The sequence below is a fragment of the Streptococcus lishijunsis genome (genome assembly GCF_047290665.1).
In the GTDB taxonomy this organism is placed as follows: Bacteria; Bacillota; Bacilli; order Lactobacillales; family Streptococcaceae; genus Streptococcus.
Genome location: NZ_JBLBUC010000027.1, coordinates 1 through 16456, shown reverse-complemented (window position 1 = coordinate 16456; position 16456 = coordinate 1). Strand labels below are relative to the sequence as shown.

9 protein-coding genes and 5 pseudogenes are annotated in these 16456 nt (G+C 37.0%); 7 read left to right on the top strand and 7 right to left on the bottom strand.

From position 1 onward, the window contains the following. Nucleotides 1-193, top strand: a pseudogene (locus tag ACLN19_RS08300) (toxin PezT); the annotation flags it as partial. Nucleotides 194-780: 587 nt separating this feature from the next. On the opposite strand, the gene ACLN19_RS08295 reads toward ACLN19_RS08300, so the two are convergent. Beyond that, nucleotides 781-1302, bottom strand: a complete 522-nt coding sequence (locus ACLN19_RS08295; protein WP_413385250.1) for a GNAT family N-acetyltransferase — start codon at nucleotides 1300-1302, stop codon at nucleotides 781-783. A gap of 253 nt (nucleotides 1303-1555) precedes the next feature. Between ACLN19_RS08295 and ACLN19_RS08290 the strand changes: the two are divergent. Next, nucleotides 1556-2701: pseudogene (locus tag ACLN19_RS08290) on the top strand (IS110 family RNA-guided transposase). 314 nt (nucleotides 2702-3015) lie between these two features. Here ACLN19_RS08290 and ACLN19_RS08285 read toward each other — a convergent pair. Then, nucleotides 3016-3264: pseudogene (locus ACLN19_RS08285) on the bottom strand (transposase); the annotation flags it as partial. Between the two features lie 69 nt (nucleotides 3265-3333). Here ACLN19_RS08285 and ACLN19_RS08280 point away from each other — a divergent pair. Continuing rightward, nucleotides 3334-4440, top strand: a pseudogene (locus ACLN19_RS08280) (IS3 family transposase). Between the two features lie 313 nt (nucleotides 4441-4753). Here ACLN19_RS08280 and ACLN19_RS08270 read toward each other — a convergent pair. From ACLN19_RS08270 to ACLN19_RS08260, 3 genes and pseudogenes are all read right to left on the bottom strand, one after another. Then, nucleotides 4754-5518, bottom strand: coding sequence for an IS3 family transposase (locus ACLN19_RS08270; RefSeq protein ID WP_413385247.1), 765 nt, complete (start codon nucleotides 5516-5518; stop codon nucleotides 4754-4756). 39 nt (nucleotides 5519-5557) lie between these two features. Then, entirely contained in the window at nucleotides 5558-5878 is a 321-nt protein-coding gene (locus ACLN19_RS08265) for a transposase (RefSeq protein WP_413385245.1), read from the bottom strand. A 213-nt stretch (nucleotides 5879-6091) separates the two neighbouring features. After that, nucleotides 6092-6907 (bottom strand): annotated as a pseudogene (locus ACLN19_RS08260) (helix-turn-helix domain-containing protein); the annotation flags it as partial. Nucleotides 6908-7088: 181 nt separating this feature from the next. Between ACLN19_RS08260 and sohB the strand changes: the two are divergent. Next, nucleotides 7089-8099, top strand: a complete 1011-nt coding sequence (sohB, locus tag ACLN19_RS08255; RefSeq protein WP_413385243.1) for a protease SohB — start codon at nucleotides 7089-7091, stop codon at nucleotides 8097-8099. 74 nt (nucleotides 8100-8173) lie between these two features. Here sohB and ACLN19_RS08250 read toward each other — a convergent pair whose 3' ends face one another. Next, entirely contained in the window at nucleotides 8174-9076 is a 903-nt protein-coding gene (locus tag ACLN19_RS08250) for a cation transporter (protein WP_413385241.1), read from the bottom strand. Nucleotides 9077-9245: 169 nt separating this feature from the next. Then, on the bottom strand, nucleotides 9246-10097 hold the full coding sequence (locus tag ACLN19_RS08245) for a helix-turn-helix domain-containing protein (RefSeq protein ID WP_413385252.1): 852 nt from the start codon (nucleotides 10095-10097) through the stop codon (nucleotides 9246-9248). A gap of 302 nt (nucleotides 10098-10399) precedes the next feature. Here ACLN19_RS08245 and ACLN19_RS08240 point away from each other — a divergent pair, with 302 nt between their 5' ends. Genes ACLN19_RS08240 through ACLN19_RS08230 form a run of 3 tightly spaced genes read left to right on the top strand, consistent with a single transcriptional unit; the run spans nucleotide 10400 to nucleotide 16390 of the window. Beyond that, nucleotides 10400-11821: a pyridoxal phosphate-dependent decarboxylase family protein gene (locus ACLN19_RS08240; protein WP_413385239.1), complete on the top strand. Its 1422-nt coding sequence runs from the start codon at nucleotides 10400-10402 to the stop codon at nucleotides 11819-11821. Further along, the gene (locus ACLN19_RS08235) at nucleotides 11814-15170 is read left to right on the top strand and encodes a non-ribosomal peptide synthetase (RefSeq protein WP_413385237.1); all 3357 of its coding nucleotides are present in this window, start codon (nucleotides 11814-11816) and stop codon (nucleotides 15168-15170) included. The genes ACLN19_RS08240 and ACLN19_RS08235 overlap by 8 nt, the downstream gene beginning before the upstream one ends. 11 nt (nucleotides 15171-15181) lie before the next feature. Then, entirely contained in the window at nucleotides 15182-16390 is a 1209-nt protein-coding gene (locus ACLN19_RS08230) for an MFS transporter (RefSeq protein WP_413385235.1), read from the top strand. Nucleotides 16391-16456 lie beyond the last annotated feature (66 nt).

Genomic DNA, 16456 nt, shown 5'->3' with positions numbered 1-16456 from the left:
AAGGGAGTTAGAAAGAGAGCAACTTTTTGATCGGATTCAGATTTATCAAAGAGATCGAACTTGTATCTACGATTCTGAAATCGATAAAGATTCCGTAGCAGAAGCTCTTCAAAACGGCCTTTTTGGAAAATGGAGTAAGGTTGAGGAAGAGATGTTGAAGGCAGGGCAGGAACGATTAAGGGAGTTGAAGTGAGATATGAACGACGAAATCCGTATAGACCGATTCAAAGGAGAACTTCTGGACAGGGAGCAGTTCAAGTATCGTTTCTTTAGTTTTTTCCATATTTTACAAAATAACTCTCCTTATATTATATTTAGTGCAGTTAGCTACTGACAAAGCCCAAGTGTTATACTTGGAAAAAGCCACTGTGGATTAGTTCATTACTCCAATCGCTTTGACGATTATAGAAAGGCTCTAACCACAGCTTTTGTTTTCATTGGTAATGAGTTTGATAACGCTAGACGTTTAATCTTCAGTAAGGTGACAAGGCAAAAAGTAAGTGGATACCAAGTAGGCTTAATACTTAATATCTGGAGGTACTCTTATGCTCTATGTTGGCATTGATGTCGCTAAGAAACTCATTCGAGTATTGTTTCATCTGCTTAAGAATAATGAAACCTTTGATGAGGATAAACTGAGGTAAACCAACAAAAACATAGATGAAAGACTTTTTAAAACTACTGTTTTAAAAGGCTTTTTGTCGTGCCTAAAACACGTTATAAAATTTTTTTAAAAAATTTAGAACAAACTATTGACAACTCTTATAGTTTGTCTTTCTATTACTTGAGATATTTACGCATTAACCAGTCGGTATCCATCTTGTCACCGACAGCAAACTGGTGCTCTGAGAATTTTTCAAAACCGTATTTTTTATAAAGAGCTTGCGCTTTGGTGTTGTGCTCCCAAACGCCTAGCCATGCCCATGTAAAGCCTAGTTCCTTCGCATACTCTAGCGCAAAGGTAAAGAGACATTTGCCCAAGCCTTGCCCTTGAAATTTTTGAAGAACATAGATACGTTGCACTTCAAAGCTATCGTCAAGTTCTTTTTCTGTTTGAGATTCACCCCAGTTGACCTTGAGAAAGCCAGCCACCTCGCCGTCTACGCTCACTAGATAAGTCTCAGAATCCTCTGCTTTCAGCTCTTGACCAAGTACTTCTAGCGTGTAAGCCTCATCAAAAAACTCTTGCAACTGCTCCTCGGTATTGTCACGCCCAAAGGTTTCACGAAAAGTCGTCATCGCTAGGTCTTGAATAGTCTCTAGCTGGTCAAGACCAGCTCTCGTAATAGCAATATCAGTCATACTATCCTCCTTATATTATATTTAGTGCAGTTAGTTACTGCCAAAGCCCAAGTGTTATACTTGGAAAAAGCCACTGTGGATTAGTTCATTACTCCAATCGCTTTGACGATTTCAGAAAGGCTCTAACCACAGCTTTTTGTTTTCATTGGTAATGAGTTTGATAACGCTAGACGTTTAATCTTCAGTAAGGTGACAAGGCAAAAAGTAAGTGGATACCAAGTAGGCTTAATACTTAATATCTGGAGGTACTCTTATGCTCTATGTTGGCACTGATGTCGCTAAGAACAAATATGATGTGACCGTTATTGATGATACAGGAAAAACTGTTCTAAAACCTATCACTATTACAAACCGTAAACAAGGATTTGAACGGCTTCATAATACCTTGAAACAACTAGGTTAAGACTGTCTTATCGCCATGGAAGATACTGGACATTATGCCTTAAATCTCTTAACATTCTTACATCAGAAAAATTATCAAATGTACACCTATAACCCTTTACTCATCAAAGAATTTACAAAATCTCTCTCGCTTCGTAAAACGAAAACAGATAAGAAAGATGCACGTACAATAGCTCTTAAGTTGCTTTCTGACCCTAATCGGGACTTATTTATGCATGACAACAAGCAAGAAGAACTTAAAATTATGACACGTCACATGAATCGTTTAAAGAAACATCAATCAGATTGGAAAATCCAATATACCAAGTGTTTGGATATCATTTTCCCTGAACTACATCACGTCGTTTCTAAACACTCTGACTATGTCTATGAGTTGCTCAAACGTTTCCCTTCTCCTGAGAAAATGGTAACTGCTGGATTTGATAAACTTATTGAGATTAAACGATTAACAGCTAAACATACGTTGGATATGCTCGAACTAGCTCCAAATTCCATTGGCACAGCTTCTTTGGCTCGTGAATTTGAATTGGTTGAAATCATTGAGAACATCCAACACTACGAAAAACTCATCAAACAAGCTGAAAAGAAGATTGATGAGCTGATGGCTGAACTCAACTCGGTCATCACTACGATACCTGGGATTGGTAATCGCCTTGGCTCTGTTATATTAGCAGAAATCAGAAACATTAATACTTTCACTAAGCCAACACAACTACAAGCTTTTGCAGGGTTAGAACCAGCTATCTACCAATCTGGACAACTGGATACTCAAGGGAAAATGGTCAAGCGAGGCTCCTCACATCTACGTTGGGCGCTCAGACAAGCTGCCATTAAAGCAGCTAGATACTCCCCTACGTTTAAAGCTTACTTTAAAACCAAATTAGCGCAGGGGAAACACTTCAATGTCGCTGTTTCTCATGTCGCTAAGAAACTCATTCGAGTATTGTTTCATCTGCTTAAGAATAATGAAACCTTTGATGAGGATAAACTGAGGTAAACCAACAAAAACATAGATGAAAGACTTTTTAAAACTACTGTTTTAAAAGGCTTTTTGTCGTGCCTAAAACACGTTCTAAAAATTTTTTAAAAAAATTTAGAACAAACTATTGACAACTCTTATAGTTTGTCTTTCAATTTATTTATGTCAATGGAATTAGTACACCATTACTGTTGATAGAGTTACCAATTAATGATTATAACACACTTATATATAGCTTGCATAATAATTTTTGTTTCTCGCATTGTAAAATGAAGTGCAACAAAACACACTAAAATTAGTAGTGAGGAAATCTCCAATAGGAGAGAGTATAGTTAATTGAAACAAGAGAAGGACAAAAGTGCCTCTAGAAAAGTATCGCAATTAGACAATACTTTTCTGAGATGTTTTTTGATGTGAGCCCATGTTTTCTCGATGGGATTAAATTCAGGTGAGTACGGAGGAAGTGGTAAAAGTTTATGCCCCTGATCCTTGCATAACTCTTTTAGCTTACTCATCCTATGAAACCTTGCATTATCCATAATGATAACAGACGGTTTATCTAAAGTAGGTAGTAAGAATGTTGAATAGGTTACACTAAACTAGACAAAATTTATAAAGTGTTCTACACTAAAGAAAACAGGAGAACAGATATGTCTAGAAAAATACGTCGCCACTTCACCGATGACTTTAAGCAACAAATTGTTGACCTCCACAATGCTGGAATGAAACGAAGTGAGCTTATCAAAGAATATGAATTAACCCCTTCAACCTTCGATAAGTGGGTCAGACAGGCCAAGGCAACTGGGTCCTTTAAGTCTGTTGATAATCTGACAGATGAACAACGGGAACTGATTCAACTCAGAAAACGCAATAAAGAACTCGAAATGCAATTAGACCTCCTAAAGCAAGCGGCAGTGATTATGGCACGAAAAGACAAGTAATCACTGCCAACAAGGAGAAATACAGCATTTCAGCTATGTGTCGTTGGCTTAACATCCCGCGCTCAAGTTACTACTACCAAGCTGTAGATTCTGTGTCAGAGGCTGGATCTTGAGGATAAAATTACCTATATTTTCCTTGAGAGCAAGTCCAGATATGGGGCTAGAAAAATCAAGAAATGCTTAGAAAAGGACGGCATCATACTCTCTCACCGTCGGATTCGTCGCATCATGAAGCGCCTAAACTTGGTATCCGTTTATCAAAAAGCAGCCTTCAAATCGCATTCTAAAGGGAAGAACGAAGCTCCTATTCCAAACCGCCTAGACAGGCAATTCGACCAAGAAAGACCACTGGAAGCTATCGTAACCGACTTGACCTACGTTCGTGTGAATGGGCGCTGGGCTTATGTTTGTCTCATCATTGACCTCTTTAATCGTGAAATCATAGGATTGTCCGTTGGCTGGCACAAGACTGCGGAGCTCGTTAAACAAGCCATTCAAAGCATCCCTTATGCACTAACCAAGGTCAAGTTGTTCCATTCTGATCGTGGCAAAGAGTTTGACAATCAGCTGATTGATGAGATGCTTGAAGCTTTTGGAATCACCCGTTCTCTCAGTCAGGCTGGTTGTCCCTATGACAATGCCGTCGCTGAGAGTACCTATCGTTCCTTCAAACTGGAGTTTATCAACCAAGAAACCTTTCAATCACTAGAAGAACTAACCCTTAAAACTAAGGATTATGTCCACTGGTGGAATTACCATCGCATTCATGGTAGTCTCAACTACCAAACACCGATGGCTAAGCGGATCATCACTTAAGAAAAACACTTTATAAAATGTGTACAGAAAAGTGTTGCCTTTTCAGATAATCAGATAGGAAGTGGCGAAGAGTATTATTATCGGTACTGGGCTTGGCAACGAAATAAGAAGAAATACCTGACACAGGTATTAAAAAAGGCCTTAGGAATCTCTCGAATGTATTCAAGGAAGGCTTTAAAAAAGCATTGGAATAAAAATGTCAAGCAGCAGATAAAATGGACAGTAAAAAAAGTTAGTTTTTTAGAAGGTATGCTTCCCTAAATTCTATGGGAGTCATACCTTTTAATGTTTCTTGTGGTCTGTTGTAATTATATCAGTCAATGTATTCCTTGATTTGTTTGACGAGAGTTTCTTTATTCACAGGAAGAAATAATCTCAAGGACTCACTCTTCAAGTGGGAAAAGAAATTTTCACATACTGCATTATCATAACCATTTCCCTTACCAGAATGAGAAATGGTCACACCATATTGGTCTAGCTTTCGGAGATATTGTTGATTGGTATATTGAAAACCTTGGTCAGAATGAAGAATACAGACTTTGGTTGAATCCCAGGAATCATGAAAGACCTGGTCTATATTGTCAAACACTAACTTGTTATTATTGAAATCTGATAGCGTATAGGCTAAAATGGAATTGTCATAACAATCTTTTATGACGCTCAAGAACATCCTGCCTTGTTTGTGGTAAACGTAGCTGACATCTGTCGTCAGTTTTTGGAGAGGACGTTCAGCTTTAAAGTTTCGGGCAAGTACGTTGTAGTGGACGTGTCTTACCTTTTCATTTATCTCTCGTTGTGTACAAGATTGATACCGCTTCTTTCGAATAGGAGACTGGTGACCAAGAATACGCATATAACGTAAGACAGTATTAGGATTGGGAGAAAGCTGATAGTGTCTTCTCAGTTGATATGAAATGAAGCGATAGCCTTTCTGAGTATCATAGAAGATAGCTGTAATCTTTTGGGCTAAGTTCGTGTCAAACCGCTTATGTTCCGGTCTACCTTTGCTTAACCAAAGGTAGTAAGATGATCTGGGGGAAGCCGAAATAGGCACACAAAGAGGAGACAGAGTAGCCATCTTTCAACCGCTCAACTACTTGATAGAGGTGGACTCTTCTCACGGATTGAGGAGAGCCCTTAAGGTTTTTAAAATCGCATTCTCCATTCGTAGATAAGTATTCTGTTCCTCTAGGGTCAACTCCTCTAGATTCCTTATTTTGGGACGACCAGTGGACTTCCTACCTCGTAAATCTTGGGTGAGTAAAGTAGGGTCTTCTTGGTATTTTCTTGTCCAAGTTAGAACCTGATTGGCTGATTTTAACCCATATTTTTTGACAATAGAAGGCATTCCTCCGTTCTTTCCACTGAGGTAGTCTTCCACTACCTGTAATTTGAACTCGGGTGGATATTTTGTGAACTTGCTTCCTTTTTTGGCCATAAGAAAAGAACCTCCTTATATGAATAGTATATAACTTTTTTATACTGTCCATTATAAGTGGTTCTTTTCAAAAAACATGTGTTCCTTTTTTGAGGGAGATATATGGAAATGCAAAGTAAATGTAATTAGTTATTACTTTACAGAACAAATGAGAAAATTCCTGATTTTAGGGTAGATTGAAGTCTAAAGAAAAATTTTTTAAGTAAGGATACATCAACTCTTTTTAACAAATTTATTGTAATGTTCTATGTATTGAGATTTAATTTTTAGTTCCCCTAAAATATCAAACACTTGGATAACTTGATCCATCTTTTTAGTCCCATTAGCTGAGTTTTTTTAAAATTCAAAATAACCAGTAGCATAGAGAAAAACAGTCTGTTCATAATAATTAAGTTCACCCTCTAAAAGTTTCTTTATTTTGGTTATTAGATAGTCACAATTATGAAATTCTTTTTTATCAATACTTAAAATTAAGCAATTTATGGCTAGTTGTGTAACAAGTCTCTTATTTTTGTTATTTAAGGATGAGTAAATCAAATTTTTTAGCATTTCTTTTGTTAAAAGGAAATATGAGCTATATTTAATAGTTTTTACGCAATTACCTAATAATATTATTTCATAGTAACCCCATTTTTCAACCTTAAAGAGATAGTCAGTTAGCTAAAGAAGCTCCTTCTCTGTTGGAATAATATTGTCATCTAGTGTATGTACGATTGATTTTATCATTGTTTTTTCAAATGAATTTAAAGTATAGCCTGAAGAGTCTGAAAGTAAGGCCGTAATTTGATCAATATTTTGTGATGAATAATCTCTCCGGATGTGCTGCACTAAGTTCGCAAAAGTTTTTGTATTAGCATAATCGTTATCATATAAAATTAAAAATTTATCTAAAGAGACGTGTAATTTTTCTAAAATATTAATAAGGCGAATACAAGAGATTTCAGGCTCTCCTCGTTCAAATCGGGAAATTTGTGATTTAGATAGGTGCTCATCCGCAATTGAACACCAACTAACTTGTTTTCCTTTCCGATATTAAGGTACAAAAAGCTCCTAAAATCAACCTCTAATGGTTATTTAACTGGAAGTATGAGAAACGGTTTAATGAGTGATCCCGTCTCGATTGTTAGTTTCCTGTAGGCTGATAGTAGCGTTCTTGAAAGAGGCCATGAGATATGATAAAATCAAGTCACAATAGTTATGGAGGTTTGGTATGTGGACGACATTATTTGTGGAGTATGCGGCATTTTTTCTAAAAGTCATCACGATCCTAGGCGCTATCGTCTTTGTGATAAGTCTCTCTAGTAAAGGAAAGACCAAGAAAACAGAAGGCGAAGTAGCCTTGACGGATTTATCTGACAAATGGTTGACTCAAAAAGAAACGTTTGAAAAAGAATTACTTGGGAGTAAAGCCTATAAAAAACGCCAGCAAGAGGCTGAAAAAGAGAGTGATGAGAAGGAAGAGGACAAGGAGCGTAAGCGTTTATTTGTCCTTGAATTTGAGGGAGATACGCTAGCTAAGCAAGTTGAACATCTCAGAGAGGAAGTCACGGCGATTCTCACCATAGCTCGTCCTGAAGATGAAGTCCTAGTGCGATTAGAGAGTCCTGGAGGTTCTGTCTATGGTTATGGTTTAGGGGCATCTCAGCTACGTCGAATGAAGGATAAGAAAATTCTTCTGACAGTTGCGGTCGATAAGGTAGCAGCCAGTGGTGGTTATATGATGGCTTGTGTGGCTGACCATATTGTCGCAGCGCCTTTTGCTGTGGTCGGCTCTATCGGTGTCGTTGCCGAAGTCCCAAACGTCCACAGACTTCTGAAAAAGCATGATATTGATGTGGATGTCATGACAGCGGGGGAATACAAACGCACCGTTACTCTTATGGGTGAAAATACGCCTGAAGGTAAGGAAAAATTCCAGCAGGAGCTTGATGATGTGCATACTTTGTTTAAAAACTTTGTCAAAGACAATCGCCCTAGCATAGATATTGAGCGTGTGAGTACAGGTGAAGCGTGGTATGGTACTAGCGCCAAGGAGCTAAACCTTGTTGACGATATTGCCACAAGTGACGATCTTATTTTACGTGATATTCAGGATAAGGACGTCTTTTTAGTGAAATATCAAGAAAAGAAATCCTTAGTCAATCGTATCGGTGTCCAGCTTGAGACAAGCTTATCACGTCTATTTTTGACTCTAACGAATCAATCAGGGAGACTAGGCTGATACAACCCTTTGCTTGCCTGTTCATACCAAAAAAAGCTATGATGATTCATCATAGCTTTTTTGATAGGTAGCAACTAGATGACAAAGGTGACATCCACACTTGGAAATTCTTTGGCGAGCAGGTTAGAAAGCTCCTTTTTGAGCGACATCAATTCGTCAATCGAGCATGTTTGGGTTTCTGTTAGGGTGATTAAGCGAACTCTGATATGCGTGCCTTGCTTAAACATATGAATATCAAAGTCTTCGCTATGGGTTGGGATATTTTTTTCAATGACTTGGATAATCGTCTCTTTGATGTCCTCGTCTTGGATAACGGAGTGATTTAGCTCATGAAAAGCAGCAATAATGCTTTTGACAGGCTCTGCTATGGAAAAAGCCACTAAAATGACGGTAATGAAAAAGTCTCCTGTGTAGTGGAGAAAACCAAGCGGTCCTTGAATATCAATGACATATAAGGCGAGCATGGCGAGGATAATAGCAAGCGAGATAGTACCATCAATAAAATTGCCTTTACTTTCAGCTTCGATGATGATACTCATATTGCCTATTTGGCGATTCATGTGGCGATTGTAGGCGTAAAGGCCGTAGCAGAGAAAGACCATGATAAAGGAGTAGGGCAACACAATACCTGTCTCAATAGGAAAGCCTTCACCGTGAAAAAAGTAAGCGTAAGCTGCAGCACTTGTCTCTAGTAGCGTGATAACCAACACGCCCACGGTAATCATAGAGCGTATCAGAGCGTAGAGTGGCTCAAGAAAGTAGAGACCTTTTGGGAAAAGTTCCGTTTTACGATGGCTATTTTGGGAAATACGATAGGCAACGAGTGATGAGACGAAGGCAATGAGAGATATAGCACTATCTAGTAGCAAGAAGTTCAAGTCAGTCATGATATAGACGACGACCCCTGCCATACCAATGGCAAAATTCATGATTGATGAGACAATCAAAGACCTCGTTTCAGTAGCTTTTTGAGTCATAATCCCTCCTTTAGAGCGTTTAGGTATATACCATTATCAGAAAATTTTGTCATATAATCCATTATAACATAAAAACGTTTTCAAAAATAGTTTTATGTTTGTTGTATGGTGATTTGAAAAAATAGTTATACATAATTATATTTACGCTAAGTGAAAAAGATAGTAGCTCCTAGTGCTTACTATCTTTAACATATTGCTGGTAGTGTTCGACATACTGTGATTTAATGTGATCTTCTCCTAAAATCTCAAAAACTTGGATAGCTTGTTGCATTTTGTCGATACCACTTGGTATATCTTGCTTAAATTCAAAATAGCCTGTGGCATAGAGAAAGACGGTCTGCTCATAGAAGTTGAGTTCATGAGTCAGCAGTTTTTCGATTTCGTTAATCAAATAGCGACCATGGTGAAAGATATTTTTATCAGTACTCACTAGCAAGCAATTGATAGCTAGTTGGGCTACCAATTTTTTATTGGTTTGATGTAAAGATGAATAGATGTGATTATTTATCATTTCTTTAGTGAGGAGGTAGTAGGCATTGTAGTTAAACGTTCGGACGCAATTGCCTAGGAGAGTAATCTCGTAATAGCCCCATTTTTCGACTTGAAAGAGATAATCGGTTAATTGTTGTATGTCCTCTTCAGATGGGGCAATATCACTAGTTACAGTATGTAAAATGGATTTTACCATCGTTTTTTCAAACGACGTTAAACGATAAGTCGAAGAGTCATCGAGAAGTTTTGCGATATTATCAATATTTTGTAGCGAATATTGCTTTCGAATGTAAGCAACTAGACGAGAAAAAGATGTGCTATCACTATCTTCATGTAGAATAAGAAATTCATCTAAAGAGACATGGAGTTTATCTAACAGATGTATGAGACGACTACATGAGATGTCTGACTCTCCACGCTCAAACCGAGAAATCTGTGATTTGGATAAGTGCTGATCAGCAAGAGAACTCAAACTGACTTGCTTTCCCTTACGAATGTCTCTAAGTGTTTTCCCAAGTTGTGATGTCATCATTTTTCCCTTTTTCCCAACAAATTTTGAGTTATTTGTTAAATATTATACAATAAATAAAAATGGAAAGGAAGGATTATGAGGAAAATTTCAAAGTTTATAAACACTTCGATAATGATATTGAATTTCATTATTATCATTATTATTGTTGGTAGGTAACCTATGTAAGTTTTTGAGTATACAGACTAATCTTGAGTAAGTCCTATGTTGTGTATTTACAGATTTTAGTATTTATTTGTATAGAATAGTTTGTAGGATTACTAAAAAATTAGCGACTTTGATGTTTAACGAATTGAAAAATTATGGAAAATTTTGAATTACTAAACTCAGAAAATAAGGACTATTTTGAAAGTGAGTTAGTTTCTTTGATTGGTTCACTTATTGATTGGAAGACGGATAACTCCATTGTTAGACGATCTAATGATATACATGATGTTATTAAAATTGATCCATTACCTAAATTAGGACAAAATCTAAATGATTCTATTAGGTATATTCTGAGTACAATTGATAGAAATATAAATTTTTCGAGTAATAAATTTATGGGATTTCCTGATACAGGCAATTCTTTAGCTGGTTTAGCAGCAGCTATAATTGAAGTTTTTCTCCAACAGAATCTCATAAATAAGGATATTTGCTCACCTATGGGGAGTGAAATTGAAGCTGAGGTTATTATTTGGTTGAGACAGATATTAGGTTATTCTTTTAATAATAGAATAGATGATGTTACAAAATTGGGAGGAGCTGTTACAACTGGTGGAGTAATGTCAAATACATATGCTCTTATGGCAGCTAAACGAAAATATCCTAATAAAAGAATTGTAATACTTCCAGATAACATAGGACATTATTCATTAAGTTATGCAACTGAATGGTTAAACCTAGGAGTTAAGGTTGTATACTGTAAGACGGAAAATTATAAGATTAACCAGTCAGCATTATTGGAATTACTTCAAAAACATGGTGAAAATATACTTTTTATAGGAATTTATGCCTGTGACTCAATGACTTCAACTTGTGAAGATTTAGAAGGAATTTATACAATCGTAAATACTTATAGCAAAGATATTTGGCTACATGTCGATGCCTGCCATGGATTTGTGTTAGAATTTTCAGATCAATATAAATACAAAGTTGAATATTTAAAGTATTTCGATAGTTGTACTATGGATCCTCATAAAGTGCTTTGGTTACCATATACACTTAGTGTTGTTCTTATGAAAAATACAGATGACTTTGCAAGTCTTTCAAGATCTAATGCTTTGATTATGGATGATCCATTATCTTTTGGAAAAACGACTCCTTTTATTGGAAGTAAATCTTATGATAGTTTAAAGTTATGGATGGTTATGAAGACAATTGGAATTCAGAAAATAGGAAAAATGGTAGAGAGTAGGATTATAAATGCCAAGAGATTCTACAATATTTTGGTTGAAAATAGTGCATTCTTTACAGCAAACACGGATATATTATTTTCTGTTATCTTTCAGTATGCTCCAAAATCTGATATGTCAATTGATCAAGTTAACACTTTGAATAGAAAAATATACGATAAGATACTGCTTGAAGGAAACTATTATTTCCACGGTTTTGGAATCAGTGTAGATGGAGTCAACAGATTTGTCCTTCGATATAATAGTGGAAATATTGATATTACTGATGTAGACTTGAAAAATGCTGTAAGATACATCGAAAAAATTGGAAAAGAGGTTATGTATGAATAGGATTGACATCATAATAGACTATCTCAATCAAGAAGGTATTTCTGGGACCAAAATCGTTTATGGAAGTTGTATTGAGAGCCATTCCAACACCAAAGATGTTGATATTTGTGTTATCACTAACCAAGTGGTTGATGATGCCTTTTATGAGAGGTATCGACGCTTTCTAATGGAACATAATCTTGTGCTTGATGAAGACATCAGATATGAGGACAAACTACTCCTGAGTGATAGTCGGATAGCTACTGCTCTGGAGCAGTACAGTCATCAAGTGGAAACATTTGATTTAGAGAGGGATTATAGAGATGTTGTGGATAGGCTCATTGTCAATATCTTGACCACTAAAGTCAAAGTTTATGATGATGACGGGTCTTATGAGACGTATAGTCGTCAAGCTTGGGCAAAAGTGCTAGAGAGATTTCAGAGTTTGGGAGGAAAAACCTTTACTGACTTTAGCAAACTCTTTCACATCACTAAGGATTACAAACGCTACTGGGGGTATGCGCCAAGCGTATCTAAAGACATCCATAACAGATTTTATCAACATCACTCAGAGAGTGACTTTATTCGTTTATTAAAGACAAATGTCATCAATCATCCTCGAAAAATAGCTGTTTACTCAGACACGAAAAATCTAACTTATGAAGAGTTGGATGAGCTTTCTGATAAGGTAGCTGCTTCTTTGTTTGCCTTTGAGTCAGACTATGTCGTTGTTAATTATGCTCATCGTTATGAGCTTTTACCTATCATTTTTGGGATTTTAAAAGCAGGAAAGGTTTATGTTCCAGTTGATCATAGTAGTCCTATCAAAGCAATCAATCGCATTAGGCAAAAATTTCCTTCAAGTGTTTATATTAGCGAGACTGACTCTGATTTAGACATTCCAAGGATTTTCGCTACTAAGCATAAGCTAGTGGACTATAAACAACATCAACTAGCCTATATCATACATACCTCTGGTACAACAGGGACGCCCAAAGGGGTCTGTGTCACCACACAGAATTTAAATTATATTATGAGAGCTTGTCAATCATTTGCGCCAGTCTCTAAGGATGATTGTTACCTGTTTTCAACACGAACGACATTTGATGTTTCCATAACTGAGATTTTCGGCTTTTTGTATCATGGTGGTAGTGTCTATCTCTATTCTGTGAGCAATAAAGCTTTTTACAAAGAATTACCACGTTTAATCCATGATTTTGGCATTACCCATGTCGCGCTGTCACCATCAGTACTTGGTGTCTTGCTTAAATACAACGATGCTCTTGGACGACAGTATATTGATGAGTTAAAGTACCTGCTAATTGCAGGAGAAGCGTTTAAGTATGAATTATTAGAGTTAGTTGAGGAGACCTTAGAAAAGGTCACTGTCTTTAATGTCTATGGGCCAACTGAAACAACCGTCTATGCTACTTATTTTAATGTCAGAGAGATGAGTGCATTTTTCAGGTCAAAACGTGAAGTGCCTATCGGAAGACCTTTGCCAGGCGTTGAGACCCTGATTCTTGATAATGAATTGTTAATAGCAGGTCAAGGTGTCGCTGATGGCTATTATCATGACGTGGCGCAAACAAAGGCTAAGTTTACAAAAATCAATGGTAAAGTCTTTTATCACACAGGCGATATAGTAGAAGAATCGGACTCGTTACTTATGTATAAAGGTAGGCAGGATAGTCAAATTCAGCTTTATGGTATCCGTTTGGAGCTAGGAGAGATTCGCACGTCTGTTGCCAAAATAGTAAATGATTCGAAACGAGATATTGAGGTCATTTTTGATAATCATATGCTGATTTTATGTTATACAGGCAGTAAAATCGACAATCTTCGAGACATCTTGGAAAAAGAGATGATTTCTTATAAAATCCCTTCTAAATATATCAATGTCCCAGAGTTTCCGTTGACTCCTAGTGGTAAGGTCGATAAAAGAGCCTTGTTAGAAAAAGCTAGCGGTGCTGATAGAAGACGTGATGAGGGAAGTAAGATACAGGTTATTGTGCAATCTAGTGTTGAATCCATTATGCACCAATGTGTGAAGCCAGATGATAACTTGCTGGATATGGGATTGAATTCTCTCAATTCGGTAGAGTTGTTATTAGCGTTAGAAGATAAGGTAAACATGAGTTTAGATGGTTTGAATCTCTACGCTAATGCCTCTGTAGCCGCAATAACGTCGTTTATTGAAAACCATCAGTCATCACCTGATGCCACATCAGATGAGATAGCTGAGCAACAGTTAGATTTGCAAAATATTCTGTTAATAAGAGATGTTGACTATCATTATCCGACTTTTTTCTATGCTAGAATCTATCAGACATTACAGTTTGACAGTCAATTAACAGGAAGGATTTATCTAGGAAAACATCACATCAGTTATGAAGAGATTTACCATAAACTGTCTAAAATTGAAGTGTTTCGTTCGGTTTTATCTCAAGACTTGAATTATTTTGAGGTTCTTGATACACCTATCAATATCTCTAAATACGACGTTGATGATGCGAGGATAGATATTTTTGAAGACTTACGTCGTTTGGTAAGGTTAAGCAAGCAACATAATGGTCTCTTGTATAAGTTTGTCCTTTTGGAAGATGATACTGAAGCGGTTTTACACTATTCTATAGACCATAGCATATGTGATTCTTATTCTTTAGGTGTTCTGGAGAAGTATCTTTTGGGCATCATTTCTACTAGCAGACCGTATTCTTCTTACATTCGAGAAGTTTACTCGAGAAATAATAGGGAGACACTGTTAAAGGCTGTTGAGCGATTTGATGTCCAAGATGATGAGCAAGTGTCAACAGTTTTGGCACAGTTGGACGATACGGTGACCTTTAAAACGCTCGATTATTTGACTGCCGAAACGAAGAGCGTCTATGTTGAGATTTTGTTGTTTCTGAGACAGCATTTCTTAAAACCCTATCACTTAGGTCAGGTGAAAGTCAATCTGATATACAATATCCGGCAATTTCAAGGGGATTTGGACTTTACATCGACCATAGGTGATTTACATCTAGGTTTGACCTATAATCTCAATGGCAATGACGATATTGAAGACACGCTAGAAGCGGTCATCGAGGCTTACCGCAAAGATATGTTTAACCCGAAAGCTATTGGCTATAAACACTTTCCAAGGATTGATTCTGAGGAAGAAAAATTGGTCAAGTGTTTTGATGATACGGTCTTTGTTTCTGTTGATTATTTAGGAGTTATCTCTAGAAAAGCCTTTGAAAAGGTGAAGCAGGCAGCTTCTGAAACGGCTAATGAGATTAACAAATTGAATGGACGTAAATTGAATGTGACAGCTTACATTGTGGATAATCGACTAGAATTGATTTTGTCAAAAGCATTTCATTAGAAGGAGAGATGATGAGTAAGGAAAAACGCAATATAGCGCTAATGGTGACTAGCCGCATGGTATCACGCATTGGCGATATTATGTTTGATACGGCAAACAATACCTTTCTGGCTGGGCTGAACCCCACGTCACTATCTTTGGTTGCCATTTATCAATCACTAGAAAGTGTGATAGGGGTCTTATTTAATTTATTTGGTGGGGTTATTGCCGATAGCTTTAAACGAAAGAAAATTATCATAGGAAGCAATATCTTGTGTGGCATTGTCTGTATCCTGCTTGCCTTTATATCTCAGGACCAATGGCTGGTTTATGCGATTATCGTCACTAATGTCATTTTAGCCTTCATGAGTGCCTTTTCTGGACCGTCCTATAAAGCTTTCACTAAAGAAATTGTCCATAAAGATAGCATTTCTAAGTTAAATTCCCTTTTGGAAACGACAAGTACCGTGATTAAAGTCAGTATTCCAATGGTAGCGGTTCTGCTTTATCACCGTATTGGGATACATGGGGTGTTACTTTTAGACGGTCTGTCCTTTTTAGTGGCTGCTGGGCTGATGTTTTTTGTCGTGCCAATCAATGAGGAGGTGCTAGTCAAAGAAAAGATGACTCTCAAAAGTACCTTTGTTGACTTAAAAGTAGGATTTGACTATGTTTATCGTAACAAACCCGTTTTTCTGATTATCTTGCTGTCAGCCTTGGTCAACTTTTTTCTAGCGGCTTATAATTTGCTGTTGCCTTATAGTAGTCAGATGTTTACTGGCTTGTCAGATGGGCTTTACGGCACCTTTTTGACAGCAGAGGCAGTAGGTGGTTTTGTGGGAGCCATGTTAAGCGGTTTTGTCAATAAAGCCTTATCGACCAAGCGCTTGATGTTATTTTTAATGCTGTCAGGGCTTATGCTAATGCTATCTCTTCCACTTTACCTCAGCTTTCATCATATAGTGGCGATAACGTTATCGCCAGCCTTGTTTAGTTTATTTATCTCTATTTTTAATATCCAATTTTTCTCCATTGTCCAAAGAGATGTGGACAATGCCTTTTTAGGACGCGTTTTTGGTATCATTTTTACAGTCGCTATTCTCTTTATGCCGATTGGTACAGGTATCTTTTCGATGCTCCTAGTTCCAGACAAGCCTTTTAATCTCTTAATGATTGGCTCATGCGTCACCTTGCTATCACTTGTCTTTAGCCTATTATTTAGAAAATATGGGGAAGGGTAAAGATAGTAGATATAAAAACATACTAAGATTAGTAGTGAGGACATCTCCGACGGGAGAAAGTACTCA

Coding starts and splice junctions, on each gene's coding strand:
- ACLN19_RS08245 (WP_413385252.1), bottom strand. CDS start 10,097: ATGACATCACAACTTGGGAAAACACTTAGAGACATTCGTAAGGGAAAG.
- sohB (WP_413385243.1), top strand. CDS start 7,089: ATGTGGACGACATTATTTGTGGAGTATGCGGCATTTTTTCTAAAAGTC.
- ACLN19_RS08265 (WP_413385245.1), bottom strand. CDS start 5,878: ATGGCCAAAAAAGGAAGCAAGTTCACAAAATATCCACCCGAGTTCAAA.
- ACLN19_RS08235 (WP_413385237.1), top strand. CDS start 11,814: ATGAATAGGATTGACATCATAATAGACTATCTCAATCAAGAAGGTATT.
- ACLN19_RS08250 (WP_413385241.1), bottom strand. CDS start 9,076: ATGACTCAAAAAGCTACTGAAACGAGGTCTTTGATTGTCTCATCAATC.
- ACLN19_RS08230 (WP_413385235.1), top strand. CDS start 15,182: ATGAGTAAGGAAAAACGCAATATAGCGCTAATGGTGACTAGCCGCATG.
- ACLN19_RS08270 (WP_413385247.1), bottom strand. CDS start 5,518: ATGGCTACTCTGTCTCCTCTTTGTGTGCCTATTTCGGCTTCCCCCAGA.
- ACLN19_RS08295 (WP_413385250.1), bottom strand. CDS start 1,302: ATGACTGATATTGCTATTACGAGAGCTGGTCTTGACCAGCTAGAGACT.
- ACLN19_RS08240 (WP_413385239.1), top strand. CDS start 10,400: ATGGAAAATTTTGAATTACTAAACTCAGAAAATAAGGACTATTTTGAA.